Annotated in this window: 23 protein-coding genes and 1 pseudogene; 14 read left to right on the top strand and 10 right to left on the bottom strand. The window is 73.3% G+C overall.

The window, feature by feature from the left end; all coding sequences use genetic code 11:
* Positions 1-2 precede the first annotated feature (2 nt).
* The gene (locus tag G3I77_RS12035) at positions 3-890 is read left to right on the top strand and encodes an AfsR/SARP family transcriptional regulator (RefSeq protein ID WP_248503009.1); all 888 of its coding nucleotides are present in this window, start codon (positions 3-5) and stop codon (positions 888-890) included.
* Between the two features lie 93 nt (positions 891-983).
* On the opposite strand, the gene G3I77_RS12030 is transcribed toward G3I77_RS12035, so the two are convergent.
* The 3 genes from G3I77_RS12030 to G3I77_RS12020 form a co-directional block, all read right to left on the bottom strand.
* The gene (locus G3I77_RS12030) at positions 984-2,027 is read right to left on the bottom strand and encodes a 3-oxoacyl-ACP synthase (RefSeq protein WP_248503007.1); all 1,044 of its coding nucleotides are present in this window, start codon (positions 2,025-2,027) and stop codon (positions 984-986) included.
* A complete protein-coding gene (locus G3I77_RS12025) occupies positions 2,027-2,524 on the bottom strand; it encodes a cupin domain-containing protein (protein ID WP_248503005.1) in 498 nt (165 codons plus the stop codon). The genes G3I77_RS12030 and G3I77_RS12025 overlap by 1 nt, the downstream gene beginning before the upstream one ends.
* Positions 2,525-2,656: 132 nt before the next feature.
* A complete protein-coding gene (locus G3I77_RS12020) occupies positions 2,657-3,532 on the bottom strand; it encodes a helix-turn-helix transcriptional regulator (RefSeq protein WP_248503003.1) in 876 nt (291 codons plus the stop codon).
* Positions 3,533-3,589: 57 nt separating this feature from the next.
* On the opposite strand from G3I77_RS12020, the gene G3I77_RS12015 reads away from it, so the two are divergent.
* Both G3I77_RS12015 and G3I77_RS12010 read left to right on the top strand, forming a co-directional pair.
* Complete coding sequence (locus G3I77_RS12015) at positions 3,590-5,059, top strand: MFS transporter (protein ID WP_248503001.1); 1,470 nt, start codon at positions 3,590-3,592, stop codon at positions 5,057-5,059.
* A 22-nt stretch (positions 5,060-5,081) separates the two neighbouring features.
* Positions 5,082-6,116 (top strand): aldo/keto reductase, encoded by a 1,035-nt coding sequence (locus tag G3I77_RS12010; protein WP_248503000.1) that lies wholly within the window; start codon positions 5,082-5,084, stop codon positions 6,114-6,116.
* 100 nt (positions 6,117-6,216) lie between these two features.
* Here G3I77_RS12010 and G3I77_RS12005 read toward each other — a convergent pair whose 3' ends face one another.
* The 3 genes and pseudogenes from G3I77_RS12005 to G3I77_RS11995 form a co-directional block, all read right to left on the bottom strand.
* A complete protein-coding gene (locus tag G3I77_RS12005; protein ID WP_248502998.1) occupies positions 6,217-6,750 on the bottom strand; it encodes a helix-turn-helix domain-containing protein in 534 nt (177 codons plus the stop codon).
* 63 nt (positions 6,751-6,813) lie between these two features.
* Complete coding sequence (locus tag G3I77_RS12000) at positions 6,814-9,252, bottom strand: ABC transporter permease (protein WP_248502996.1); 2,439 nt, start codon at positions 9,250-9,252, stop codon at positions 6,814-6,816.
* A pseudogene (locus G3I77_RS11995) lies at positions 9,246-9,972 on the bottom strand (ABC transporter ATP-binding protein). The gene G3I77_RS12000 and the pseudogene G3I77_RS11995 overlap by 7 nt, the downstream one beginning before the upstream one ends.
* A 183-nt stretch (positions 9,973-10,155) precedes the next feature.
* On the opposite strand from G3I77_RS11995, the gene G3I77_RS11990 reads away from it, so the two are divergent.
* The 4 genes from G3I77_RS11990 (at position 10,156) to G3I77_RS11975 (ending at position 14,296) form a co-directional block, all read left to right on the top strand.
* Positions 10,156-11,400 (top strand): sensor histidine kinase, encoded by a 1,245-nt coding sequence (locus tag G3I77_RS11990; protein WP_248503449.1) that lies wholly within the window; start codon positions 10,156-10,158, stop codon positions 11,398-11,400.
* Complete coding sequence (locus G3I77_RS11985) at positions 11,390-12,049, top strand: response regulator transcription factor (protein ID WP_248503447.1); 660 nt, start codon at positions 11,390-11,392, stop codon at positions 12,047-12,049. Before G3I77_RS11990 ends, G3I77_RS11985 begins: the two co-directional genes overlap by 11 nt.
* A gap of 98 nt (positions 12,050-12,147) precedes the next feature.
* On the top strand, positions 12,148-12,846 hold the full coding sequence (locus G3I77_RS11980) for a ScbR family autoregulator-binding transcription factor (RefSeq protein ID WP_248502995.1): 699 nt from the start codon (positions 12,148-12,150) through the stop codon (positions 12,844-12,846).
* A 121-nt stretch (positions 12,847-12,967) separates the two neighbouring features.
* Positions 12,968-14,296 carry a cytochrome P450 gene (locus G3I77_RS11975; RefSeq protein ID WP_248502994.1) on the top strand — a complete coding sequence of 443 codons (1,329 nt, stop codon included), beginning with the start codon at positions 12,968-12,970 and terminating at the stop codon, positions 14,294-14,296.
* Here G3I77_RS11975 and G3I77_RS11970 read toward each other — a convergent pair.
* Both G3I77_RS11970 and G3I77_RS11965 read right to left on the bottom strand, forming a co-directional pair.
* On the bottom strand, positions 14,241-15,164 hold the full coding sequence (locus tag G3I77_RS11970) for an NAD-dependent epimerase/dehydratase family protein (protein ID WP_248502993.1): 924 nt from the start codon (positions 15,162-15,164) through the stop codon (positions 14,241-14,243). The genes G3I77_RS11975 and G3I77_RS11970 overlap by 56 nt on opposite strands.
* The gene (locus tag G3I77_RS11965) at positions 15,161-16,117 is read right to left on the bottom strand and encodes a ScbA/BarX family gamma-butyrolactone biosynthesis protein (protein WP_248502992.1); all 957 of its coding nucleotides are present in this window, start codon (positions 16,115-16,117) and stop codon (positions 15,161-15,163) included. The genes G3I77_RS11970 and G3I77_RS11965 overlap by 4 nt, the downstream gene beginning before the upstream one ends.
* Before the next feature lie 448 nt (positions 16,118-16,565).
* Here G3I77_RS11965 and G3I77_RS11960 point away from each other — a divergent pair, with 448 nt between their 5' ends.
* The 4 genes from G3I77_RS11960 to G3I77_RS11945 all read left to right on the top strand — a co-directional run bounded on the left by G3I77_RS11960 (position 16,566) and on the right by G3I77_RS11945 (position 20,321).
* Positions 16,566-17,246: a ScbR family autoregulator-binding transcription factor gene (locus G3I77_RS11960; RefSeq protein WP_248502991.1), complete on the top strand. Its 681-nt coding sequence runs from the start codon at positions 16,566-16,568 to the stop codon at positions 17,244-17,246.
* Positions 17,247-17,409: 163 nt separating this feature from the next.
* Positions 17,410-18,849, top strand: a complete 1,440-nt coding sequence (locus tag G3I77_RS11955) for a DUF2252 domain-containing protein (protein WP_248502990.1) — start codon at positions 17,410-17,412, stop codon at positions 18,847-18,849.
* Positions 18,850-19,098: 249 nt separating this feature from the next.
* Complete coding sequence (locus G3I77_RS11950; RefSeq protein ID WP_248502989.1) at positions 19,099-19,926, top strand: hypothetical protein; 828 nt, start codon at positions 19,099-19,101, stop codon at positions 19,924-19,926.
* 65 nt (positions 19,927-19,991) lie between these two features.
* Positions 19,992-20,321 (top strand): rhodanese-like domain-containing protein, encoded by a 330-nt coding sequence (locus G3I77_RS11945; RefSeq protein ID WP_248503445.1) that lies wholly within the window; start codon positions 19,992-19,994, stop codon positions 20,319-20,321.
* A 43-nt stretch (positions 20,322-20,364) separates the two neighbouring features.
* Here the strand turns inward: G3I77_RS11945 and G3I77_RS11940 are convergent, their stop codons facing one another.
* Positions 20,365-21,498 carry an acyl-CoA dehydrogenase family protein gene (locus tag G3I77_RS11940; RefSeq protein WP_248502987.1) on the bottom strand — a complete coding sequence of 378 codons (1,134 nt, stop codon included), beginning with the start codon at positions 21,496-21,498 and terminating at the stop codon, positions 20,365-20,367.
* A gap of 380 nt (positions 21,499-21,878) precedes the next feature.
* On the opposite strand from G3I77_RS11940, the gene G3I77_RS11935 reads away from it, so the two are divergent.
* From G3I77_RS11935 to G3I77_RS11925, 3 genes are read left to right on the top strand one after another with little or no spacing between them, the layout of a single operon-like run.
* Complete coding sequence (locus G3I77_RS11935; RefSeq protein ID WP_248503444.1) at positions 21,879-22,742, top strand: DUF5819 family protein; 864 nt, start codon at positions 21,879-21,881, stop codon at positions 22,740-22,742.
* A complete protein-coding gene (locus tag G3I77_RS11930) occupies positions 22,739-23,950 on the top strand; it encodes an HTTM domain-containing protein (protein WP_248502985.1) in 1,212 nt (403 codons plus the stop codon). The genes G3I77_RS11935 and G3I77_RS11930 overlap by 4 nt, the downstream gene beginning before the upstream one ends.
* Positions 23,947-24,708 (top strand): RNA methyltransferase, encoded by a 762-nt coding sequence (locus G3I77_RS11925; RefSeq protein WP_248502983.1) that lies wholly within the window; start codon positions 23,947-23,949, stop codon positions 24,706-24,708. Before G3I77_RS11930 ends, G3I77_RS11925 begins: the two co-directional genes overlap by 4 nt.
* On the opposite strand, the gene paaN is transcribed toward G3I77_RS11925, so the two are convergent.
* Complete coding sequence (paaN, locus tag G3I77_RS11920; protein WP_248502982.1) at positions 24,705-26,396, bottom strand: phenylacetic acid degradation protein PaaN; 1,692 nt, start codon at positions 26,394-26,396, stop codon at positions 24,705-24,707. The two genes, G3I77_RS11925 and paaN, sit on opposite strands and share 4 nt — an antisense overlap.
* Between the last annotated feature and the right edge of the window lie 28 nt (positions 26,397-26,424).

Below are 26,424 nucleotides of genomic sequence, written 5' to 3'. Positions count from 1 at the left end.
GAATGGTGCAGATTCATGTCCTCGGCCCGATGACGGTCTTCGACGACGAGTCGGAACCGATCGTTTTGGCACCCAAACCGCGACGGCTTCTCGCTTTACTCGCTGTCAACGCGGATCGGGCGGTATCGGTCAATGCACTTGTGCAGGAGTTGTGGGGAAGCAACCCGCCGCGCACCGCTACGGCAACGATCCAGACGTATATCGGCCAGGTACGGCGGACCATCGCGGAAGCACTCAGGAAAAGCGCCACCGAAGTCGCAGAAGAAATTCTGATAACCGAGGGCAGCAGTTATGTGCTGTCCACTTCCAGGGTCGCACTCGATATCACGGAATACGAGATGCTGGCGGAAGCCGGCAGCGTGGCCGTGCAGCGCGGTGAATTCGTGCAGGGGTCCGACCTGCTCCATCAGGCAGTGGCGCTGTGGCGCGGCCCGGCACTCGTCAACGTGGAGGCGGGTGAACTGCTCGGCGCCCGGATCGTCCACCTGGACGAATCGCTGCTGTGCACACAGGAGCACCGGATCTACGCCGATCTCCAGCGCGGCGCGCACCACACGCTGGTGCCGGAACTCAAGGAACTCACCGCCCGGCACCCGCTGCACGAGAACTTCCACCGGCATCTGATGCTCGCGCTGTACCGCTGCGGCCGGCGGGCGGAGTCGCTCGCCGTCATGCGGCGGCTGCGCGCCCGCCTGGTGGAGGAACTGGGCCTCGAGCCCTCGCCGTTCCTGGTCCAGATGGAACAGGACATCCTGCGCGGCGAGCCGTCCCTGGACCGGTCGCGGCCCAGGGCCGCCGAGCCCCAGTGCTCCGGACGGCAGCAGGACCGGATGTCGGTGCGGAGCGTGGTGCAGCGCGTGTCCCGGTCCGCCATGCAGCCCACCGGCTGAGCCGGCCGACGCCACCCGGGTCCGCGGGGCGGATCGCCCCGCGGACCCCCGCACGTCCGGCACCCGTCTCCACCCGGGCGTCGGTGCCCGGGGTCAGGTGCCGCTCACCAGCAGGCACGACCAGGTGAAGCCCGCGCCGGCGCTCACCACGAGGGCGTACTCGCCGGGGCCCAGCATCCGCCCGGTGCGCAGCTCGGCCAGGTTCGCCGCGGTGTCCCCGGCCCCGAGATGCCCGGTGCCGGCTCCGGGGCGCAGCAGCTCCGCCCCGGTGAGCTTCGTCAGCAGCGGCGCGTAGGCCAGGTCGACGGTCTTGCGGCCGAGGCGCGGTGCCACCACGTACCGCAGCGGAACATCGCCCGTGGCCGCCAGGCCCGCGTCCGCCAGGCACGACTCCACCGCCGACCGCAGTGCCGCGCCGCTGGCCTCGGTGAAGGTCTCCATGCCCGCGCTGCGCAGATACGCCTTCTTGGTGCGGCGGATGTCGACCCGGGGGCCGAGCGAGCGGGCGGCCGGGCTGAAGGGGTCGTCCCCGCGGTGCATCCGCTCCAGCCGTGGCGCGGCCACCGTGGCCAGGGAGTGCAGCACCAGGTCGGCCGGCCTGCCGCCCTCGGTGCCCGGCAGGTGGTGCAGGACCAGGGCCGTGGCCCCGTCGCCGTACGCGATGCCGTAGTCGCCCCTCCAGCGGTCGAAGCCCGGCTCGAGGAAGGCGTCGGCGGTGGTGACCAGGGCGCTGCCGAGGCCGGGTTCGACGAACAGCCGGGCCGCGGCCAGCTCCACGGCCGCGGCACCGCCGTTGCACACCTGCTGGACGCCGACGGGAACGGCGCCCGCCGCACCCAGCCGGTCGGCGATGAAGTGCGCCGGGGACCACAGGTCGTGGCCCTGGTAGTGGATCCAGGCGTGCAGGACGAGGCCCACGGCACCGGCGTCGACACCGGCCGCCCCGAGTGCCCGGCGGCCCGCCTCGACCGCCATCTCGGGCGGGGCCGGGTCGGCCACCGGCAGCTCGTCACAGCCCAGTTCGTCGGCGGTCTCCGGGTCGAGCAGCTCCAGGCCGACGGCCTCCTGGGCACTCTGCCGCCCGGCGGGCAGCCAGAGCGTGGGGCCCGAGATGCCCAACGGCCGGGGAAGCCGCATCACTTGCCTCCGCGGCCCGCGTGCGTGCCGGTCGTGTCGCAGCCCGGGTCCGGGGCGGCCGTGGTCGGTGCGGTGGCGTTCTTGGGGATGATGTCGACGACGTACAGCTCCACCGGCTCGGTGCCGTTGTTGATGCCCATGTGCACGGTGTCCGGACCCACGGGCTCCACGAGCGACTCACCGGGGCCGTACTCGCGCACCGAGCAGTCCGAGCCGTCGATCCGGGTGAAGGTGCCGGAGTTGATGACGGCGATCTCCTCGCCCACGTGGTAGTGCCAGCCCGTCGACGCGCCCGGCTGCACCACCGCCTTGCGGTAGAGCACCTTGCGGTCGCCGTTCGCCTTGATCTTGAACGGCGCCGATGTGACGCCCTGGCTCAGGACGACCGCGCTCACCGGAGGCACCTCGGCCCGGGCGACGGGCTGGACGACGAATCCGGCGCCGAGCATCACCGCGGCGACGGCACCGGCACTTGCGACCTTGCTCTTGCTGACCACGGTACGTACTCCTCCGCTCACGGGTACCTGACCGCAGCATGTGTATCAGAGCATTGTCACTGGATCGAGCCCTGTCTTGAGTTCCTGAACAGGCCTTTTGTGATTCTCCAGTGGTTCTCGTGCGCGCCTGGCTCAGCCGGCCTCCACCAGCGAGATCCTGCCCTTGCGGGCGTCCCGGCCCAGCAGCTCCATGACCCGCTCGCGGGTGTCCGTTCCGGCCTGGGCGGTGTGCAGCATCAGCCGGACGCCCGGGCGGTCGGGGATCTCCAGCACCGAGTGCTCGAAGATCAGGCACCCCGCCCGAGGATGGTCGATCGCCTTCACACCCTGGTTGGCCGCCGTGATCTCGTACCGCGACCAAAGCTGGGCGAACTCCGCGCTCTCCTCGGTCAGCAGGTCCGAGATCCGGGTGAACTCCGGGTCGTCGGGGTAACGGGCGGCGTCCCGGCGGAACTCGGACACCAGACCGGGAGCGATCTCGTCCCAGTAGCGGTGGCGCGCCCGGAACGCCGGGTTGGTGAAGAAGGCCACCAGGCAGTTGGTGTCGCCCTCGCGGAACCCGAAGACCAGCTCCGCCGCCCGGTTGGTCCCCACGATGTTCCAGCACCGGTCGATGACGTACGCCGGACTCGGCATCCAGCCCTCCAGCAGGGCCGTCAACTGCGCGGTGCCGGGGGTCTCGTCCGCCGTGCGCTGCGGCGGGTTCATGCCCACCAGCTGGTAGAGGTGGTCCCGCTCCACCGCGTCCAGGCGCAGGGTCCTGCTGATGGCGTCCAGGACCTGCTCCGACACCTTGATGTCCCGGCCCTGTTCGAGCCAGGTGTACCAGGAGGCGCCGATGCCGGCGAGCATCGCGACCTCCTCCCGGCGCAGTCCCGGGGTGCGCCTGCGCGCGCCGGGCGGAATGCCCACGTCCTCGGGCCTGACCCGCTCCCGGCGGGTGCGCAGGAACTGCTTGAGCTCCTCGCGTCGACGGGACTCCCGTACTGCGTTGAGGCTGGTGGTCATAAACCCAGGATAAGTTCGGGCTCCCCGCGGCGGGTTGGACATGGCCAGCCTCGTCCCATGACTTCCGATCCCGGCACCTCCGCGGCCAAGGCGCGTTTCACCACGCGCCAGTGGCTCGTCATCGCCCTGTTGTGCGGCGCGCAGTTCATGCTCGCGCTGGACTTCTCCATCCTCAGCGTCGCGCTGCCCGTCCTCGGCAAGGACCTCGGCTTCGCGCTGAGCGACCTCCAGTGGGTCGTCACCGCGTTCGCCCTGCCGTCCGGCGGCCTGCTGCTGTTCTTCGGCCGGGCGGCCGACCTGTACGGCCGCCGCAACTGGTTCATCGCCGGCATGGTCCTGTTCACCGTCGCCTCGCTGGCCGGCGGCCTCGCGCCCTCGCCCGGCTTCCTGCTCGCGGCCCGTGCGGCGCAGGGTGTCGCGGCCGCCATGCTGACCCCGGCGGCGATGTCCCTGCTGACGACCAGCTTCACCGAGGGCCCGCAGCGCGACCGCGCGCTCGGCATCAACGGCGCCCTGCTCTCGCTCGGCTTCCTGTCCGGCGTGGTGCTCGGCGGTGTCATCACCGACCTGACCAGCTGGCGCGTCACGCTGTTCATCAGCGTCCCGGTCGGCCTCGTCGCCTCGATCGCCGCCCCGATCCTGATCAAGGAGAGCCGCAACGAGGAGACGCCGAGGCTGGACCTCCTCGGCGCGATCACCGTCACCGGCGGTCTGTTGTCGATCATCTACGGCATCACCTCGGCCGAGCGCAACGGCTGGGGCGCCGGCACGACCCTGCTCGCGCTCGCGGCCGGTGTGGTGCTGCTGATCGCCTTCTTCGCCGTCGAGTCCCGGGTCGCCGCTCCGCTCGTGGACCTGAACGTGCTGCGCCGCCGCACCGTCAGCTGGGGCAACGCCACCGGCCTGGTCACCTTCGCGATGATGACCGGCATGGTCTTCCTGCTCACGCTGTACATGCAGCAGGTGCGCGGGATGACGCCGCTGAACGCCGGATTCACCTTCGCCTCGCTGGGCGTCGCGGCCGTCCTCGGCGGTGCCTTCGCGGCCCGCATCATCGGCGCCATCGGCGTCCACCGGGCGCTTGTCCACGGCCTGCTGCTCCAGGCGGCCAGCACGGCCGTGCTCTTCTTCCTCGACACCGGTGACGGCAGCATGCCCCTGCTGCTCGTGGCCACCGCGACGGGCGGCTTCGGCCACCTGCTGGCGGTCGTCGGCTACATGATCACCGCCACCTCGGGGCTGCCCGACCACGAGCAGGGCCTGGCCACGGGCCTGGCCTACACGGGCCAGCAGCTCGGTGTCACCGTCGGCACCCCGGTCCTGGCCACGGTCGCCGCGGCCGGTATCGACGCCTCCGGCGGCAGCGGCGCCGCCGCGGTCCTGGACGGTGTGCGCAGCGGACTGCTGACCGCCGCCGGCGCGCTGCTCGTCGCGGGCCTGGTCGCCATCGCCTTCCTGCGGCCCCGGCAGACCGCCCCGAGCCCCGCCCCGGTCCTCGACGAACAGGTCGCGGCCGAGGCCCGGTGAGACCGAGAGGAACGGCATCCCCATGCGTATGCGCTATCTGGGCCGCACCGGCCTGCGGGTCTCCGAGATCTGCCTCGGCACCATGACGTTCGGCGGACGCCACGGCTTCCAGCACATGGGCCAGCTCACCACCATCGAGGCCCGGCGGCTCGTCGGGGCGAGCATGGACGCGGGCGTCAACTTCTTCGACACCGCCGACATGTACTCCGCCGGGCAGTCGGAGGAGGTCCTCTGCGGGGCCCTCGGCAACCGGCGCGACGACGTGATCATCGCGACGAAGGTGCGCTGGCAGATGCCGGACGGCAGCAGCGGACCGAACGACCGCGGACTGTCCCGGCACCACATCGTGCGCTCGGTCGAGGCCAGTCTGCGCCGCCTCGGCACCGACTACATCGACCTGTACCAGACGCACGGCTGGGACGGCCAGACACCGTGGGAGGAGACCCTGCGGGCCCTGGACGACCTCGTGCGGGCCGGCAAGGTCCGTTACGTGGGCGCCTCCAACCTGACGTCCTGGCAGCTCACCCGGGCCCTGGCCACCAGCGAGCGGCTGGGTCTGGAACGGTTCGTCTCACACCAGATCCAGTACAGCCTGGCCGCCCGCGAGGTCGAGTGGGAGCTGCTGCCCATGGCCGAGGGCGAGGGCGTGGGCGTGATGGTCTGGAGCCCGCTGGCCGGCGGTCTGCTCAGCGGCCACCAGGAGCGGGGCGCGACGCCGCCGCCGGGCACGCGGCGGGCGGTGGGCTGGTTCGAACCGGTCGATCCGGAGCGCACGTTCGACACCATCGACGTCCTTCGCAAGATCGCCGGGGAGCGGCAGGTGAGCCCGGCGCAGGTGGCACTGCGCTGGGCGCTGGAGGGCCGCGGCGTCACCTCGGTCGTGATCGGGGCGCGCAACGAACGCCAGCTCGCCGACAACCTGGCCGCGACGACCTGGTCGCTCACCCCCGAGGAGCGCGCCGCCCTCGACGAGGTCAGCGCCCCGCCGCTGCCCTACCCCTACTGGCACCAGGACTACTGCGACGCCGACCGCGTCAAGGAGCCGGAAGGGGAGTGACCGGTTCTCGGGAGTGACCGGATCTCGGGAATGAACGGGTGCCGGGAAACGAACGGGTGCCGGGGAACGACGGGTTCGGTGCCGAGCCGGTGAGGAACGCTCAGCCCTCGCCGGCCCGGGCCTCCCCCAGGGACCGCCCCGGGGCGAAGCGTTCCCGCACGACCGGGTCGTCGAGGAGGCGGGCCGGGTAGCCCGGGCCGGTGCGGGCGGTCATGTCCCGCTGGTGCAGGGGCTCGCCGCAGGCCGAGCAGACGACCCGGGCCTCGGTGTCGTGGCCGCAGGGCGTGTGGTGCAGGACCACCGGGGCGCCCGCGTCGTCGGCCAGCCAGCGGTCGCCCCAGGCGTTGAGCGCGGCCAGGACGCCGAAGAAGTCGCGGCCCTTGTCCGTCGGCAGGTACTCGTGGCGGACCGGGTCGCTCTGGTAGGCGCGCCGCCGCAGCAGGCCCTCGGCCTCCAGGCGCCGCAGCCGGTCGGTGAGGGTGTTGCGGGCGATGCCGAGCGTGCCGATGAAGCCGTCGAAGCGGGATTCGCCGTAGAAGACCTCGCGCAGCACCAGCAGGGTCCAGGCGTCGCCCAGGATGTCGGCCGTGCGGGCGATCGAGCAGGGCCAGCCGCCGAACGAGGTCCGTCTCATGGCACCACTTTAGGGGGCTTCCCCCGGTTGGTCTCATGATGAGATCGACCGGCCTTCGGGACGTCATTCCCGTACGCCTGCCAGTTCCACCGGGCGGCGGCGCAGGGCGACGGCGGCGGGGAGCGTCGCGGAGAGGACGGCCAGGAGCGCACAGGCGGTCGCCGTCGCGCCGAGGGCCTGCCACGGGAGACCGACGGTGGGCCGGACCGACAGCAGGGCGAGGGCGCTCCACATGCCGGCCAGGTTGACGCCGGTGACCAGCAGGCCGAGGAGCGCGCCGGCCGTGACGGCCGTCAGGGCCTCGGCGGCGGTCAGCCGCAGCACCTGCCACCGGGTGGCTCCGGCCAGCCGCAGCACCGCCAGGTCGCGGGCCCGGTCGGAGGCCGCCATGACCGTGGTGTTGACCACGGAGATGCCCGTGTAGAGCAGGGCGATGCCCAGGACCAGGAAGAGGCCGAGGCGAGTGGTGCGGTTGGTTTCCGGGTGGGTGGCCCGGATCCAGGCGTCCCGGGTGAGGACCCGGCCGCCATCCGTACCGATCGCCTCGTGCAGGGCGGTGGCCACGGTGTCCGGGGCCGTGCCGTCCGCGAGTGCCACGTCGACGCGGTCGACCGTGGCGCCCGGGGCGTTGCGCGGGGTGACGTAGACGCCGTTGCCGCCGGTACCGGTGGTCATCACCGCGGCGACGCGCAGGGTGCGCGGTGTCCCGTCGCCGAGCCACACCCGGACCCGTTCGCCGACCCGGTGCCGTTGCCACTCCTCGTTGACGATGATCGAGCCGTCGTCGAGGTCGCTCAGCCCGCCCGTGGCGAGCGGCAGGCGTGTGGTGGCCGCCAGGCCGCCGGGGGCCGCGGCGCGGGCCTCGGAGCGGATCAGGGCCACGCCGTCCTCCAGGACGTGCACGGCCGTCGAGGACGTCGGTGAGATCCGCGTGCCCGGTACCGCGCGCAGCCGGCGCAGGGTGGCGGCGTCGAAGCCCTCCGCGGCGGCCGGGGTGACGACGAAGGCGGCCGTGGTGCGGTCGCTCGTCTCGGTGGTCTTCGCGTGGTTCAGGGTCGCGGTGGCGCCGAGCAGTGAACCGGCGAGGGCGACCGTGACGAGGACGGGGGCCACGAGTGCGGCGGTTCGGCGTACTCCGGTGGCCGTGTTCTCGCGGACCAGCATGCCCACGGCCGAGGGGAGGCAGGTCAGCAGGCGGGTCAGCGGCCGCAGCACGAGGGGCGCGAGCAGGGCGGCCGCGGTGATCAGCAGCATGGGGCGGCTGATGTACGTCTTGCGGTGGAGCAGGTCGGACGGGTCTCCGGTGAGCGAGAGGGCCAGGGTCGCGGCGGCGGTGAGCAGGAGGGCCGTACCGCACAGCAGGCGGCCTGGCGTCAGTGTCCTGCTGTCCGCGGCCGCCTCGCGCAGGGCCTCGGTGGGGGCGGTGCGGCCGGCCCGCCAGGAGGCCGCGGCCGCTCCGCACAGGGAGACGAGCAGGCCGGTCCAGAAGGCCGCGTGGCAGGGCCAGGTGTGCTCGCCGATGGTGAACCAGGCCGGGGCGAGGCCCCCTTCGACCACCCGGGCCGCCAGCAGCGGTGCCCCGTAGGAGCCGAGGGCGCAGCCGGCGGCCGAGGCGAGGGTGCCGACGACGAGGGCCTCGACGAGGACGGCCCGGCGGATCTGGCCGGGAGTCGCTCCGGCGGTGCGCAGCAGGGCGAAGCCCCGCCGCCGCTGGGCGACCGCGAAGGCGAAGGTGGACGCCACGACGAAGACCGACACGAAGGCGGTGACGCCGCCGGCGGTGCCGAACAGGGCGTTCATCGCGGTGAGCGCCTCGCTGTCCCGGTCGGGATCGGCGTCGGCGAGGCGGCGCGCGTTCCCGGTGAGGACCTGGGCGCTGTCGCCCACGGCCTTCCGCACGGCTGCCGGATCCGCCGTGACCGTCAACTGGTGTATCTCAGGCGCCAGTTCGGCGGCGCGGGCATCGGTGAGGAACACGGCGTTCTCGAAGCCGCGGGAGGTCAGGGTGCCGACGACGCGTACGGGGCCCCGGTCGGTGCGGAGCTGCCGGCCGGGGCGTGCCCAGTCGCCGGTGACGGCGACCTCGTCGGCCGTGCGGGGCGCGCGGCCCGTGGCGAGGTCGTAGGGGGCGAACGCGGCGGTGGACCACGGGTGGCCGACCAGATCGGCGGGGGCGCCCGCGGCGCGTACCGCGAAGGAGCGGTCCGCCACGACGGGGCCCAGCTTCCGTACCTCCGCGACCGTCGCGGCGGACAGCGGGCGCGGGTGGGCGAGCGGGGCCGTGCGGTCGCCGTTCGGGGTCGGTACGCGCAGGGTGTCCTGGCCCTTGACGACGACCGGGGCGGCGGCGAAGCGTTCGGAGCCGCGCTCCGGGGCGGCGGCCGACGAGGCCAGGGCCAGGCCCATCACCGTGAGCAGGGCCACGCCCAGCGAGAGCGCGACGAAGCTGCCGGTGAAGGTGACCCAGCGGGTGCGCAGGGTGCGCAGGGCGACGCTCAGCACGGCACGGCCTCCAGACGGGTCATGCGCGCGGCGACGGCCTCGGGGTCCGGGCCGGTCAACTCCCCGTGGACGCGCCCGTCGACGAGGAAGACCACGCGGTCGGCGTACGCGGCGGCCACCGGGTCGTGCGTGACCATGACGACCGTCTGGCCCTCGCGGTCGGCCATGCCGCGCAGCAGCTCCAGCACCTCGCGGCCGGTCCGGGTGTCCAGGGCGCCGGTCGGCTCGTCGCCGAACAGCACGTCGGGCCGGGTGATCAACGCACGGGCCAGGGCGACGCGTTGCTGCTGGCCGCCGGAGAGCTGGGACGGTCTGTGCCGGGCCCGTTCGGCCAGGCCGACCTGCTGGAGCGCCTGACGTACCCGGGCCCTTGGGGACGCGGCGTCCTGCCAGGCGCAGGGGCAGGGCCACGTTCTGCTCGGCGGTCAGCGAGGGCAGCAGGTTGAACGCCTGGAAGACGAACCCGACGCGCTCGCGGCGCAGCAGGGTCAGCCGCCGCTCGCTCAGCCCGGTCAGCTCGGTGCCGCCCACGGTGACCGACCCGGAGGTGGGCCGGTCCAGGCCGGCCGCGCACTGGAGCAGGGTCGACTTGCCGGAGCCGGAGGGGCCCATCACGGCGGTGAAGGTCCCGGCCGGAAAGGCGAGTGAGGCTCCGTCGAGTGCGGTCACGGGCCCGTACGCCCTGGTGACCGAGTCCAGCCGGACGGCGTCGTGTGTCATGGGTTCCCCCTGGTGTCGGTGTCGCTTCCACGAAACCGGTCGGGGGCGGGCCCGCGCAGTGCGGCGGGGCCTAGACCTGGGGTAGGGCCAGGCATACCCCCGGACCTCCGCCTGCGCCCATGGCCGGGGCCCCGGCCGGCTTCTACGGTGATCCCCATGCGCCCTCGGAACGTGTGGCAGGCCATGTCCCGCCCCGGCTACCTGCTGTCGGCGTGGCCGTGGCGGTCGGCCGGATACCTGCTCACCGGCACGGTGACCGGTGCCGTCGTGTTGGTGGGGATCGTGCTCTCGGGGGCGGTCGGCGGGGTGCTCGCGGTCGCGCTGGTGGGGCTGCCGTTGCTGCTCGGGACGGCCCTGGCGGGCATTCCGGTGGCGGCCCTCGAGAGGTTCCGGCTGCGGATGGTCGACACGGAGCCCGCGTCCGACCCGCACAAGCCGCCGGGGGAGCCGGGGCTGCGGGCCTGGCTGACGACCCGGCTGCGGGAGCGGGCCACCTGGCGGGAGCTGGGCCATGCCCTGCTGTTCGCGGGGCTGCTGTGGCCGGTCGACGCCCTCGCGCTCGCCGTCGGCCTGCTGTGCCCGTTGACCGTGGTCGCCACCCCGGCCTTCCTGGCCGTCTCCGGCGAGGCGAAGGTGCTCAAGGTGTGGCTCGTCACCACCTGGCCGGCTGCCTTCGGATTCGCCCTCCTCGGGCTGGTCCTCCTCGCCCTGGGCGCCTGGCTGCTGGGCGTCGTGGCCGGGGCCCGGGCCGGGCTGACCCGGCTGCTGGTCGCGCCGCGGGAGGCCGATCTCGGGGCCCGGGTGGTCGAACTGGCCCGGTCCCGGGTGCGGTTGGTGGACGCCTTCGAGGCGGAGCGGCGGCGTATCGAGCGCGATCTGCACGACGGGGCGCAGCAGCGGCTCGTCGCCCTGACGATGACGCTGGGACTGGCCCGCCTCGACGCCCCGCCCGGCCCGCTCGCCGACCAGCTCACCAAGGCACACCAGGAGGCGGGCACGGCCCTCGCGGAACTGCGCGAGCTCATCCACGGCATCCACCCCAAGGTCCTCGCCGACTACGGTCTCGAAGCCGCCGTCGCCGACGCATCCGACCGTTCGGCCGTGCCCGTGGACGTCGACCTGGAGCTGCCCGGGCGGCTCCCCCCGGCGGTCGAGGCCGCCGCGTACTTCGTGGTGTGCGAGGCGCTCGCCAACGTGGGCAGGCACAGCGGAGCCGGCAGGGCGCAGGTCAGCGGCGGGCACCGGGACGGGCGGCTGATCCTGCGGATACGCGACGACGGACGCGGTGGCGCACGGGCCGGGCAGGGCAGCGGGCTGACCGGGCTCGCCGACCGGGTGTCGGTGCTCGATGGCAGACTCTCCCTGTCCAGTCCGCCCGGCGGACCGACCCTGCTGCGTGTGGAGATCCCTTGTGACCCTGCGAGTTGAGCGGCCGCTGCGGGTCGTCCTGGCGGAGGACAGCGTGCTGCTGCGGGACGGGCTCGTCGGACTGCTCGCGCGCTGCGGGCACGAGGTCGTCGCGGCCGTGGGGGACGCCGAGGCACTGGTCGCGGCCGTCGGGGAGCACGACCCGGACGTGGTCGTGACGGACGTGCGGATGCCGCCCGGCTTCCAGGACGAGGGCCTGCACGCGGCCGTGCGGCTGCGCGGGGAGCGGCCCACGCTGCCCGTCCTGGTCCTCAGCCAGTACGTGCAGCGCCGGTACGCCGCCGACCTGCTGGACTCCGGCGACGGCACGGGCGTCGGCTATCTGCTCAAGGACCGCGTCGGCCAGGTCGAGGAGTTCGTCGAGGCACTCGGCGAGGTGGCGGACGGCGGCACGGTCGTCGACCCCGAGGTCGTACGGCAGTTGCTGCGCCGCCGCCGCGACCCGCTGGAGCGGCTCACCCCGCGCGAGCGGGAGGTGCTGGCGCTGATCGCCGAGGGCAGGTCCAACAGCGCGATCGCCCGCGAACTGGTCGTCTCCGAGGCGGCCGTGGGCAAACACGTCTCCGGCATCCTCACCAAGCTGGACCTGCCGCCGGCGGACGCGACCCACCGCCGGGTGCTGGCCGTGCTCGCGTATCTGCGGGCCTAGGGGGTCTCCCCAAGGCCCGTGGCTCGTCGACGCGTTGTATAAAAACCAGCGAGTTGGTTTCATTGCGTCGCCATCAGAGCCCTGCAGGGGAGCCACGGGTGACCAAACAGGACCGGGCCGTCCGGACCCGTCTCGCGCTGATCCGGTCGGCGGCCGAACAGTTCGAGGCCCGCGGGTACGTCCGGGCCAGCCTGGCGGAGATCAGCGCCGGAGCCGGCGTCAGCTCCGGCGCGCTGCACTTCCACTTCGCCAACAAGGCCGCCGTCGCCGAGGCCGTCGAGCACACGGCCGCCGGTGCCCTGCGCGAGGCCGCGGTCCGCGGCCGCGACGGCGACGGCTGCGCCCTGCAACGCCTCGTGGACGTCACGCACCACGTCGCCCGGCTGCTGTGCGCCGAGGTCGTGGTGCGGGCGGGGCTGCGGCTGAACGCCGAGGGACTCGCCGGGCGGGTGCGGGACCTGCGCCGGGAATGGCGGGAGTGCGTGCAGGGACTGCTGGACGAGGCGGAGCGCAGGGGCGAACTCGCCGCCGGTGTGACGCCGCAGCGCACCAGCGCCGTCGTCCTCGCCGCCACGACCGGCGTCGAGGTGCTGGCCCGGGAGGACCACGGCTGGCTCGCCCGGCCGTCGCTGACCGACCTGTGGCAGCTGCTGCTGCCGTGCCTGGCGGCGCCGTGTGTCGCCGGGGCGCTGGATCCGGCGGGGAGCGGACCGGCGGGGAGTGAGCCGACGGGGAGCGGACCGGTCGCCCCGGACGTCCCGGCGGAGGCGGGCCGGGTGGGGCTCGCCCTGCGGTAGTTCACTCCGCCCCTGGCCGACAGTGCGTGAAGCCATGGCCAAAACAAACCGGATGCCAAGTTTTCTCGGCCCGCGGATCGCACGATGGTCTCCCAGCCCCTGGACCAAGGAGCGATGAGTCATGGCACAGCAGGCCTGCCCCTTCCTGTCGATCGACCCGTCCGGTCAGGACCTCTACGGCGAGATAGCCCGGATCCGCGCCCAGGGCCCGGCCGTGGAGGTCGAACTCCCCGGCGGTGTCCGGGCGTGGTGGATCACCGGCCTGGAGCTGAACAAGCGGCTCCTGTCCGGCCCCGAGACGAGCAAGGACGCCTACCAGCACTGGCCCGCCTGGATCAACGGGGACATCTCCCGCACCTGGCCGCTCGCCATCTGGGTCTCGGTACGCAACATGGTCACCGCTTACGGCTCCGACCACAGCCGGCTGCGCAGGCCGATGGCCGCCGCCTTCACCAAACGCCGCGTCGACGCGCTGCTGCCGCGCGTCCAGGAGATCGTCGACCGGGCGCTGGACGCCCTGGAGCGGATCCCGGAGGGCGAAGTGGTCGACCTGCGGGCGGCGTTCGCGGCGCCGGTCCCGCACGAGGTGGTGTGCGAGCTCTTCGGCGTACCGCCCGGCGAGGACGGCCCGCGCGCGTCCCTCTACCGCATCATCAACCGCTTCTTCGACACGGCGATCTCCCTGGAGGACGCCCAGGCCAACGCCGTCGACCTCTACGGCACGCTGACCGCGTTCCTCCAGCACAAGCGCGAGCACCCGGCCGACGACCTGACGACGGCACTCATCGCCGCACGCGACGAAGGCAGCATCGGCGAACAGGAGTTGATGGACAACCTGATCCTGCTGCTCACCGCCGGTTTCGAGACGACCGTCAACCTCATCGACAACACCGTGCACAGCCTGCTCGCCCACCCCGCCCAGCTCGACCTCGTCCGCTCCGGGCGGGTGACCTGGGAGGACGCCCTGGAGGAGTCGCTGCGCTTCGAGGCGCCGGGCGCCATGTCGGGCCTGCGCTACGCCGTCGAGGACATCGAGATCGAGCCGGGCCTGACCATCCCCAAGGGCGACCCGCTGGTGGTCTCCTTCGCCGGGGCCGGGCGCGACCCCGAGCGGCACGGGCCGGACGCCGAACGGTTCGACGTCACACGTGCCACCAGCCGCGACCACGTGTCCTTCGGACACGGCGTGCACCACTGCCTGGGCCGGCCCCTGGCCATGGCCGAGGCGACCGTGGCCCTGACGTCGCTGTTCGCGCGCTTCCCGCGGCTGGCCCTGGCCGACCCGGCGCGTCCGCCGAAGCGGCTGCGGTCCATCATCTCCACCGGCCACGAGGAACTGCCGGTCCTGCTGCACGGCCGGGACCCGGGCCCGCGCCCGCAGGAGGCGGAGGCGATCAGGAAACTCTCAGGCCCTGGAGGAACGCGCGGTACCAGGGCGCCGCGCCGGTGAACGCGGCCGCGAACCCCTCGCCGGGCGAGCAGTCGAAGTCCTTCCAGAACGCGTCGTCCACGAACCAGTGGTCGACCGTGAGCATGCCGAGGTGATGAAGGGCGAGCGGTGACCCGGCGGCCCGGCCGAGGGCGGTGGCGACGTCCACGGCCGCACCGCCGCCGGGCTCCTCCAACTCCCGGCACACGGCCGCCAGCAGGTCCGGAACCGCGACCGGCTCGGGGTGGTTGACGTGGTGCACACCGCCGCCGGGCGCCGGGGAGAGCGCGGCGGCCACCACCGCACGGCCCAGGGTGTCGACGTTGATCATCGACTGGAGCGCCTCGCAGCCGGTCAGGGTGGCCGACAGCTCCTTCATCAGCCACACCAGCCCGGGGATCACCCAGCGGTCGCCCTCGCCGTACACGAGGTGCGGGCGCAGCACCAGGCCGCCCGCGTCGAGGACGTACCGTTCGGCGGCGGCCCGGGTGCGGCTGGTGGACGACGCGGGCGCGATCGGCACCTCCCCGGGGCGTACGCCGCGGAAGGGGCCCCGGCCGTGGACGGCGGCCGTACTGACGTACACGATCCGGCGCACTCCGGCGCGCACGGCCTCCTCGACCAGGGCCCGGGTGCCGTGGTCGTTGACCGCCCGGACGGTCTCGGCGTCGCCGCCGACCCGCGTGGCGCAGTGCACCAGGACGTCGGTGTCGGCGCAGACGCCGCGCAGGGAGGGCGGGGCGCAGAGGTCGCCGTGGACGTACTCGGGGCCGTGCGGTGCGTGCCGGGACAACAGGCGCACGTGGACGTCCGGTTGCCGTTGCGCCGTGGCGGCTACCCGGCTGCCGACGAAGCCGCTCGCGCCCGTGATCAGAATCTTGACCGTCACGACAGGGACCGTACCCGCGCCGACCGGGCGGCGGTCAGGCCGGCGGTGAAGACGGACGCGCCGTCCTGCCGCCCGGACACCCGTACGGTCACCTCCCCGGAGCGCTCTTCGACGACCTCGGTCTCGATCCGGCAGGGGCTGTGCAGCTCGGCGTACCGGGCGAAGCCGGCCGTCATCGTGACCGGCAGGAAGGGGTGCAAGCCGGACGCGGCGGTCGCGGCCTGCCGGGCCGCCTCGAACAGGACCATGCCGGGGACGTGGTCGTTGGGCCGCGGGAAGAGGACCGGGTGGCCGGTGTCGACGCGCAGGTTCCAGACGCCGGGGCGGTCGGCCGGGGCGAGGACGACGTCCTCGGCGCGGGCCCGTCCCACGGCCTCGGGCGCTGTTCCCGCCAGCAGCGGAACCGGCGTGTCCAGGGCGTTCAGCCTGCCCGCCCGCAGGCGGCGGTAGGCGCGCGGCGAGGTGCAGCCGGTGCTGCCGGTACCGCTGGCGACGAACCGTCCCGCGCGGCGGAACTCCATCGTGGTCCGCATGCTGTGCAGCCCGCGGCCGCGACGGCGGACCTCGGAGCACACGACGTCGAACTCGACCGGCTCGGCGGCGTCCGCCAGCAGCAGCGCGGACGGGTCGACGCGGACCGTCAGGTCCCACATGACGAAGTGCGTGTCGGCCGGGGCGCCGAACTCGGCGTGCGCCAGCACCATCGAGGCCTGCCGCAACGTTTCGCCCACGATCATCGGGTCCTGGTGGCGGTCGTCCACGGGGCCGAAGAAGGGGTGGTCGGCCGGCCAGTGCGCGAGGAACCGGAACCGGGTGTCGGAGATTCGGGTCCACCGGGCGGGGAAGACGTCCGTCTCGGTGGTTCGATGGGCGAGTTCTCTGGTGACGGCGGTGTGGGAATGGGGGGCGGGGCGTTCGGTGACGGCTGCCGGTGGCACGGGTTCCTCGCTCACGGCGGCCGAGGACACAGGTTCTTCGGCGACGGTGGCCGGTGGCGTGGGTTCGTCGGTGGCAGTGGCTGGTGGCGCGGGTTCTTCGGCGACGGTGGCCGGTGGCGCGGGTTCGTCGGTGGCAGCGACCGGCGGCGCGGGTTCTTCGGTGACGGGGCTCGGTGGCACGGTCTCTCGGGGGGCTGTGGTCTGTGGCGGGTTCTCGACGGTCGTAGCGGTTGCGTTTGCCGGACGGCCCCCACGTCCGGTCTGATCGTCCGTGAGTGCGCTTAAAGGCCCTGTCTGCGGCATGAGAACCCCCAGGATCGGCTGCCTGGCCGCGGTCGACGCTTGACTAAGATACGGACGAGCCGGTTTTTTTCAAAGGGTGAGCCAAGCCGCTGGGAACAGGCTCTCGCGCCCTCGCCACACAGCGACTTCACAGGGATCGACGGAGATCAGGAGGCACCCGATGGCGCGACAGGAGCGCGCGATCCGCACCCGGCGGACCATCCTTGAGGCGGCGGCGGCCGTCTTCGACGAACGCGGCTACACCTCGGCGACCATCGGCGAGATCCTGGACCGGGCAGGCGTCACCAAGGGCGCGCTCTACTTCCACTTCGGCTCCAAGGAGGAGCTGGCGGTGGGGGTGTTCGAGGAGCAGCTCGCGATCACGCTCCCGCCGCAGTCCAGCAACCTCCAGGAACTCGTCGACTCGGGTCTGGTGATGGCCCGCCGGCTGCGGTCCGAACCGCTGGTGCGGGCCAGCGTGGGGCTCGCCCTCGACCAGGGGGCCATGGACCTCGACCGCACCCCGGCCTTCCGGATGTGGATCGACCAGAACGTGCAGATGCTGACCGAGGCGAAGACGCGGGGCGAGCTGCTGCAGCACGTCGACGTGGCGGAGACGGCGGAGCTGTTGGTCGGCAGCTTCTCCGGGGTGCAGCTGCTGTCCCAGCTGCGCTGCCAGCGGCAGGATCTGGAGCGCCGTGTCGTCGTGCTGTTCGAGCACTTCCTGCCCAGCATCACCGTGCCGGCGGTGCTGGCCCGGCTCGACATCTCGGTGGACCGGGCCGAGCGGGTGCTGGCGCAGGTGCGGACGGAGGAGGAAGCGGCCGTGCCGGTCCAGGCCTCCGTGCCCTCGGGGGCGTAGCCACCGCCCCACCGCCCCACAGCCCCAGAGCGCCACCGCCCTACGGGCCCGGCACGGGTTGTCCACAGCTGTGGAGTTGTCCACAGGGTGTGACGCGCTTCGGCCGCCGGTTGTACGGTCGGCACGAGTTGATGTTCGTGCGCGTGCGGGGGAGGCGGTCAGGATGACCGGGGTTGGAGCTCAGGACGAGGGCAGGGCCATGGCGAAGGACGGAGCGCCGCGCCGGCTGCCCCGGGTGGGGGGCTTCGCCGAGTGGCCGGCCGAAGGCTCGCCCAAGGACGAGGGCAAGGCCCTGCGCAAGCGGATCCCGCGCAGCGCACATGCCGCGCTCGACCTGGACGCGTCCCGGCCCGACGCGGTGAGCGCCGTCGAGGAGTCGGGCCGCGGGCGGCTGCCCGAGCTGGCCCCGATCCGGGTCGGCCGCATGGCCGCCACCCCGTTCGCGTTCCTGCGCGGATCGGCGGGCCTCATGGCCCACGACCTGGCGCGCACGCCCATGACCGGGATCCGGGCCCAGATCTGCGGCGACGCCCACGCGGCCAACTTCGGCCTGTACGGCGACGCGCGCGGCGGCCTGGTCATCGACCTCAACGACTTCGACGAAACGGTGCTCGGCCCCTGGGAGTGGGACCTCAAGCGGCTCGCGGCCTCCCTGGTGCTCGCGGGCCGGGTGGCGGGCGCCGACGAGGACCAGTGCCGCAAGGCGGCGTACGACGCGGCGGGCGCCTACCGCCGGACCATGCGGCTCCTGGCCAAGCTCCCGGTGCTGGACGCGTGGAACGCCATCGCGGACGAGGAGCTCGTCTCCCACGCGGACGCCCATGACCTGCTCGGCACGCTGGAGCGGGTCTCCGAGAAGGCCCGCCACAACACCAGCGGCCGCTTCGCGGCCAAGTCGACCGAGGCCACAGAGGACGGCGGCCGCCGCTTCGTCGACGCCCCGCCGGTGCTGCGGCGCGTCCCGGACGCGGAGGCCGCGGCGGTGGCCGCGTCCCTGGAGGAGTACGTCGGCACCCTGCAGCAGGACCGCCTGCCGCTCCTCGCCCGGCACGCGGTGCAGGACGTGGCCTTCCGCGTCGTCGGCACGGGCAGTGTCGGCACTCGGTCCTACGTCGTGCTGCTCCTGGACCACCGGGGCGAGCCGCTGGTGCTCCAGGTGAAGGAGGCGCGGGCGTCGGCGCTGGTGCCGCATCTGGTGACGGCCGGTTTCGAGACGCCGGAGGCCGGTCACGAGGGCCGGCGGGTCGTCCTGGGCCAGAAGCGGATGCAGGTCGTGAGCGACAACCTGCTGGGCTGGACGACCGTCGACGGGTTCCCCTTCCAGGTCCGCCAGTTCCGCAACCGCAAGGGCAGCGTCGATCCGGCCGCCCTGGCCGCCGACCAGCTGGACGACTACGGCCGCATGACCGGTGCCCTCCTGGCCCGCGCGCACGCGCACAGCGCCGATCCGCGGCTCACCGCCGGGTACTGCGGGAAGAACGAGGAGCTGGACGAGGCGATGGCGGACTTCGCGGTGGCCTATGCGGACCGGACCGAGGCGGATCACGCGGACCTGCTGGCGGGCGTGCGGGCGGGGAAGATCGCGGCGGAGACGGGAGTGTAGGGACGCCTGAGGGCCGCTGCGGGCTGCGCCCTGTGCTGCTTGACCACCCCGGCCTCCCGGGCGTACCCCGGCCTCCCGGGCGTACCCCGGCCTCCCGGGCGTACCCCGGCCTCCCGGGCGTCCGCGCCGATCGAGCCACGTCGAGCCGCTCGTGCCGCCCGGGTGCGCCCGGCAGCGCCCGGGGCCGCTACGGCCCGGGCCCTGCCTCCGGGGCGCGGGCGCGGTCGGTCCGTCACCTAGGCTGGTCGGGTGACGACCCCGGAAGCTGAGCAGGATGGCGGCGACGCCGCACGGCCCGAGGCGCGGCTGGAGCGGGCCGTGCGGGCCGCCGAGCAGGCGTTGATCGAGTACGAGATCGCGGTGGAGACCTTCCGCGTCGAGGTCGAGAACTTCTCCCGGCTGCACGAACAGAAGCTCGGTCCGCTGTACGCCCGGCTCGAGGAGCTGGACGCCCGGATCCTCGAGGTCAGAGCCGCGCGCAGCGGCGACCCCGCGGACCGGCAGCGGGCGGAGGAGGCCCGGGCGCGGCTCGCCCCCATCCCCGGCGTCGAGGAACTGCTGCACGGCTGGATGGACGGCAGCGGTCTGTTCCCGGAGGCCTCCGCGATGCTCACGGACCAGCCGGTCCGGCCCCCGCAGCGGGTCCGCCCCAGCGAGGAGGCCCGCAAGCTCTACCGCGACCTCGCCCGCAAGGCCCACCCGGACCTGGCGCAGGAGGAGAAGGAGCGTGAGCGGCGCGAGGAGTTCATCACGCGCGTCAACGCCGCCTACGCCCGGGGCGACGAGGCGGAGCTGCGCGAACTCGCCGCGGAGTGGGCCAGGGGACCCGAGCTGAAGCGGGGCCCGAGCCGCGCCGAGGAGCTCTACGCCCGCCTCGAGTGGCTCGCCCAGCGCAAGGAACTGCTCGGCCTGCTCGCCAGGGAACTGGAGGACAGCGCCATCGGCCACATGCTCCAGCTGGCCCCGGACGATCCGGACCGGCTCCTGGACGAGATCGGGCAGGGGCTGCTCGGCCAGGTCACCGAGCGGGAGATGGAGCTGGCCGCGCTGCTCGGCGAGGGCGAGGACCAGGGCTGAGCCGTGCCCCGGCCGACGCTCCGGCCGGTTCCGGTAGCGTCGGACGCATGAGTTTTGGAGCTGGTGTGCCCACGGTCGCGGTCGCGGACCTCAAGGACGGCGACTTCCTGCTGGACGTCCGGGAGGACGACGAGTGGAAGGCCGGTCACGCCGAAGGGGCGCTGCACATCCCCATCAGCGAGTTCGTGGGCCGGTACGGCGAGCTGACCGAGGCCGCCCCGCAGGACGGCCGGGTCCATGTGATCTGCCGCTCCGGTGGCCGGTCCGCCCAGGTCACGATGTACCTGGCCCAGCAGGGCCTCGACGCCGTGAACGTCGACGGCGGCATGCAGGTGTGGGAGGCGGTGGGCCGTCCCGTCGTGACGGACGACGGGCAGCAGGGCTTCGTCCTCTAGCACCCGCCCGTCTCTTCGGCCCACCCGTCCCCCGGCCGCGCGCTCAGGCCGGCGGGTGGGCCGCCAGCAGGTCGCCGAGCGCCTCCTCGTGGGCCGCGGCCGGGCCGAGTGACAGTTCCAGGTGCTTGGCCCAGGCGTGGTACCGGTGGAGGGGGTAGTCCACGTCGGCGCCGAACCCGCCGTGCAGGTGCTGCGCGGTCTGCACGACCCGGCGCACGCCCTCCGCCGCCCAGATCTTGGCGACGGCCACGTCACCGGCGGCGGGCAGCGGGCCCGGGGCCCCGGAGGCGATCCGCCACGCGGCCTGCCACAGGGTGGCCTCCATCGCGCGCAGGTCGATGTAGCGGTCGGCGGCCTGCACGGCGACGGCCTGGAAGGTCGCGATCGGGAACCCGAACTGCTCCCGCTTGCCCGTGTACTCCCCGGTCATCCGCAGCACCCGCTCCCCGAGCCCGAGCGCCAGCGCGCACGTCCCGGTGGTCAGCAGCTCCCGCAGCCACTCCCACGCCCCGGCGGTGTCGATCACGTCCCGGGCGGCGAGCCGTGCCGACTCCAGGCGCAGCTCGCCGAGCCGCTCGCCGCTGGTGGAGAACTGCTCGGCGAGGGCGGCGCCCTCGAGCCCGCGCGGCACCAGGGCCAGTACGGTCCGGCCGGTCCCGGTGTGCGCGGGGACGACCGTGACGTCCGCGTCGTAGGCCCACGGCACCGCCGTCTGCACCCCGTCCAGCACCCAGGTCTCGCCGTCCTGCCGGGCGGTCACGGCCTGCTCGGCCGGGTCGTGGCCGGTGCGGCCGTGCGCGGCGACGGTCAGGACGGTCTCGCCCCGGCCGGCCCGGGCGAGCAGGTCTTCCTTCGCCTCTTCACCGCCGTAGGCCTGGACGGCCGCCGCTGCCGCGCTGCTCTCCAGCAGGGGCACCCTGGCCAGGACCCGCGCCGACTCCCGCAGCACCAGGCACAGCGCGATGGCGTCCAGGCCGGCCCCGCCGTACCGGGCGTCGAGCAGCAGGCTCAGCAGGTCCGCATCGGCGAGCCTGGCCCACAGGGCGCGGTCGTACGTCTCGGCGACGGCGCCCTGGGTGAGGGCCGGGCTGGGCACGGCGTCGGGCGCGACCCCGGCGAACACGCCCTTCGCCGCCTCGGCCGCCGCCTGCTGCTCCTCGGTGAAGGTGAAGTCCACGGTGCCTGTCCTTCCGGCGGATCCCGTTGAGCTGACGGGGCGTCAAGATAGAACAGGTTCTAGAAGAAGGGAATGGGTGTACGGGCGGGCGCCGTAGGGTGTCACTCCTGTGGACGACCGGCCGGGGTGCCCTGTGGATAACCTGCGGAGGTCCCCTGTGGACCAGGGGGACCGCGGCCCTCGGACGGTCGCACTCGCCGTACGGTCGGCCTCCGCGGTGTGGCGACGGCCACGGCGGGACCGGCGGACGGGGGCTGTGCCCGGGGTGGGCGTCCTGAGTACCGTGCCCGTGCCGACGCCGCGCAGTGCTGCGGGGGCGGTACGACGCCCTCGCGGCCGGGCGGACGGAACGACGGACCGGGATCGTGGAACGGGGCGGGATGGACGCGTACGACGAGGGCTCGAACGCCCGGCACGGCCCGGACACGCCGAGCCGGCCGGACACGCCGAGCCGGCCGGCCGCGCCCGGGGAGCAGAGCGCACCGGCGGACTCCGTCGAGCCGGGCGGGCCGTCCGGGCCTGCCGGGCCGGTCGCGCCGGTCGTGTCGCTCGGGCCGGCCGAGCCGTACCCGCCCGGTGAACCCCGTACCGGCATCGCCGCGCTCTCCCTCCGCTACCAGGTCGGGGTCGCCCTGGCCCTCGCGGTCGTCGCCATCGGAGTGTGTGTGCACCTGGCGATGACGTTCCTGCACGTCGCGCCGGCGAACACGGTCACCAGGGCGCACGGCGAGGCCGTGGACGACTGGATCTATCCGGAGTTCGAGCAGAACTGGAAGCTCTTCGCGCCGAACCCGCTCCAGCAGAACATCTCGATCCAGGTCCGGGCCGGGGTCCGCGGGCCGGACGGCATGACGCTGACGACCGGCTGGTACGACCTGTCCGCCGAGGACGGCAGGGCTATCGACGGCAACCTGCTGCCCAGCCACACCCAGCAGAACGAACTGCGCCGGGCCTGGGACTTCTTCGTCGCGACGCACGACGGGGAGAACCGGCCGGTGGGCCTGCGCGGCTCGCTCTCGGAGTCGTATCTGCGCCGGATCATGGTGCTGCGCCTCGGCCGCGACGACACGGTGCGGGCCGCGACCGGGGGCGCCGGTGTCATCGAGCGCGTACAGGTGCGCTCCCGGACCAGCAATGTGCCCCCGCCGGAGTGGAGCCGGGAGAAGGTCTCCATGACGCCGTCCTACCGGGAGCTGCCGTGGTGGACGGTGCCGCGGGACGAGGCCCGGGGAGGCGTGCGGTGAACCAGTTCTCCCTGGCCGTCTCGCGCGGCATCGCCCGCGTCACCGAGACCGCCCTCGGCCCCTACCAGACGGCCGTCGTCCGTATCGGCTTCAGCGCCACCTGGCTGCTGTTCCTGCTCCGCGAGCTCCCCCACCGCCGCGAGCTGTACGGTCCCGACGGCCCCTGGAGCTGGGATCTCGCCCAGCAGCTGGTCGCGTCCAACGGCTCCTTCACCACCCTGATGTGGTCGGACGGCCGGATCTGGTTCGAGATCGTCTACGCGCTCGCGGTCCTCTCCAGTGCCCTGCTGATGCTGGGCTGGCGCACCCGCACGATGTCGGTGCTGTTCATGGTCGGCGTGCTGTCGCTGCAGAACCGCAGCGTCTTCATGGGCGACGGCGGCGACAACGTGCTGCACCTGATGTCGATCTACCTGGTGTTCACGCGGTGCGCCCAGGTGTGGTCGCTGGACGCCCGGCGGGCCGCGCGGGACCGGGCGGCGCGTGCGCGGGGCGAGCGGGTCACGGACCGGACCGGCCCGGCCCTGTGGGGCGTGCTCGGGTTCGTGCTGGTCGCCATCACCCTGGCCGGCCGGATGGAGAGCGACCGGCTGATACCCGCGCTGTTGTGGACGGTGTGGGTGGTGCAGGCCCTGTGGTGGCTGGTCGGGCGCCGGGCCGGGACCGGCGAGCCGCGGATCCTGCTGGACGTGGTCGCGAACATCGTGCACAACGGCGCCCTGCTCGTGATCATGGCCGAGGCGTGCCTGATCTACGCGACGGCCGGCTGGTACAAGATCCAGGGCTCCCGCTGGCAGGACGGCACCGCGGTCTACTACCCGCTCCACCTGGAGTACTTCTCGCCCTGGCCCGCCCTCGCCGACCTGCTCTCCGCCAGCGGCACGATGGTGATGCTGGTGACCTACGGGACGGTCCTCGTGCAGGTCGCCTTCCCGTTCACCCTGTTCAACCGGCGGGTGAAGAACGTCCTGCTGGCGGTCATGATGACCGAGCACGCCGTGATCGCCGTGGTCCTCGGTCTGCCGTTCTTCTCGCTGGCGATGATCGCGGCGGACGCGGTGTTCCTGCCGACGGGCTTCCTGCGCCGCCTGGGCGGCCGGGCGGCACGCGCGCGTGACCGGCTCCCGCGCCGGGGCGGGCGGGTGCCCCTCCCCGGGCAACGCGCCCCCGAGAGCGCCGAGGCCACGCACGTAGGCTTCGGGGCATGACCGACCCCGTGACCGTCTGGCACCGGCTCGCCGGTGACACCGTCCTGCTCGACGGGTTCCACGCCCTGAAGCACGCGCTGCGCTTCGGCGCCGAGGTGCCGGTGGCGGTCACCGCGGACCGGGCGGCCGCCCTCGCCCTCGCCGACGAGCTGGCCCCGGACGTCCGGGACACGCTGGCCGGGCTGCTGACGGAGGTGCCGTACGAGACGTACGCGTCGTTCGTGCCGCGCCCGCACCCCACCGCCCTGGCCGCGCTGGCCGTACGCCCGTCGCGCGCTTCCAGCCTGGAGAAGCTGGTGCGCGTGCCCCGCACGGCACCCGTCGTGGTCCTCGACAACCCGCGCAACCTGGGCAACGCGGGGGCGGTGATCCGCCTGGCCGCCGGCTTCGGGGCGACCGGCGTGGTGACGACCGGGACGGTCGACCCCTGGCATCCGACGGTCGTACGCGGCGGGGCGGGCCTGCACTTCGCGACGACGGTGGAGCGGCTGGAGGTGCCCGACCTGCCGCCCGGCCCGCTGTTCGCCCTGGACCCCGAGGGCGACGACATCCGGGGCGTCAAGCTCCCGGATGACGCCGTCCTCGCGTTCGGCTCGGAACGCACGGGCCTGTCGACGGAACTCCGTGCCCGCGCGGACCACTTGCTGTCCCTGCCGATGCGCCCCCAGGTCAGCAGCTACAACCTGGCGACGAGCGTGGCGATGACCCTCTACCACTGGAGCGCGGGTTCTGGAGCGCCTCTCCAGGGGCGCTTCTAGGCGTCCCGCCGTACCTCGACCACCCGGAACCGGTTGGCGACAAAGGCCCCGTCACACAAGGCCGCACTCGCCGCCGGATTCCCTCCCGAACCGTGGAAGTCGGAGAACGCGGCCGTCTGGTTCACATACACCCCGCCCGTCAGATTCAGCGACAGCTGCGCCGCCTCCTCCAGGCAGACCTCCTCCACGGCCTGCTCGACCTCCGGGTCGGTCGTGTACGCCCCGACGGTCATCGCGCCCTTCTCGCGGACGGTCCGCCGCAGCAGCTCCGCCGCGTCCGTGGCCGAGTCGACCGCGACGGCGAAGGACACCGGCCCGAAGCACTCGCTCATGTACGCGGCCTCCGCGTCCGGCTTGGCCCCGTCCAGCTTCACGATCACCGGCGTACGGACGACCGCCCCCGGGAAGTCCGGGTTGGTGATCTCCCGGGAGGCCAGGGCGACCTCGCCCAGTCCCGCCGCGGCCTCCAGGCGGGCCTTCACGTCCGGGTTGACGATCGCCCCGAGCAGCGCGTTCGCCCGGGCGTCGTCGCCGAGCAGCCCGTCCACCGACTTGGCGAGATCCGCGACCACCTCGTCGTAGGACTTCGGGCCCTGGTCCGTGGAGATGCCCTCCCGGGGGACGAGGAGGTTCTGCGGGGTGGTGCACATCTGGCCGCTGTACAGGGACAGCGAGAAGGCCAGGTTGGAGAGCATGCCCTTGTAGTCGGACGTGGAGTGGACGACGACGGTGTTGACGCCGGCCTTCTCGGTGTAGACCTGCGCCTGGCGGGCGTTGGCCTCCAGCCAGTCGCCGAACTCGGTCGAGCCGGTGTAGTCGATGATCCGGATCTCGGGGCGCAGCGCGAGCGTCTTGGCGATGCCCTCGCCCGGGCGCTCGGCGGCCAGCGCGATCAGGTTCGGGTCGAAGCCGGTCTCCGCGAGCACCTCGCGCGCGACCTGCACGGTGAGCGCGAGCGGCAGCACCGCGCGCGGGTGGGGCTTGACCAGGACCGCGTTGCCGGTGGCGAGGGAGGCGAACAGGCCCGGGTAGCCGTTCCACGTCGGGAAGGTGTTGCAGCCGATCATCAGGGCGATGCCGCGCGGGACCGGCGTGAACTGCTTGGTCATGGCCAGCGGGTCGCGCTTGCCCTGCGGTTTGGTCCACTCGGCGTTGTCGGGCGTGCGCACCTGCTCCACGTAGGCGTAGGCCACCGCCTCCATGCCGCGGTCCTGCGCGTGCGGCCCGCCCGCCTGGAACGCCATCATGAAGGCCTGGCCGGAGGTGTGCATGACCGCGTGCGCGAACTCGTGCGTCCGGTCGCTGATGCGCTTGAGGATCTCCAGGCAGACCACCGCGCGCTGCTCCGCGCCCGCGTCCCGCCAGGCCCGCTGTCCGGCCTTCATGGCGGGCAGCAGCACGTCGAGGTCCGCGTGCGGGTACGTCACGCCCAGGTCGATGCCGTACGGGGACGTCTCGCCGCCCACCCAGTCGTCCGTGCCCGGCTGGCCGAGGTCGAGGCGGGAGCCGAGCAGGGCGTCGAAGGCGGCCTTGCCCGCCGCCGCGTCCAGGCTGCCGTTCTCCCCGTAGGCCTTCGGGTGCTCGGGGTGCGGGGACCAGTACGCGCGCGTGCGGATCGCTTCCAGCGCCTGGTCGAGGGTGGACCGGTGCCGGGCGATCAGCTCGTGCGCCGAGAGTGCGGCGGTCATGGGTGACCATCTCCTCGTCTCAAGAACT

This window comes from Streptomyces sp. D2-8, from assembly GCF_023184515.1.
In the GTDB taxonomy this organism is placed as follows: Bacteria; Actinomycetota; Actinomycetes; order Streptomycetales; family Streptomycetaceae; genus Streptomyces.
The sequence above is the reverse complement of the archived record's forward strand: the minus strand, read 5'-3'. Positions and strand labels throughout refer to the sequence as shown.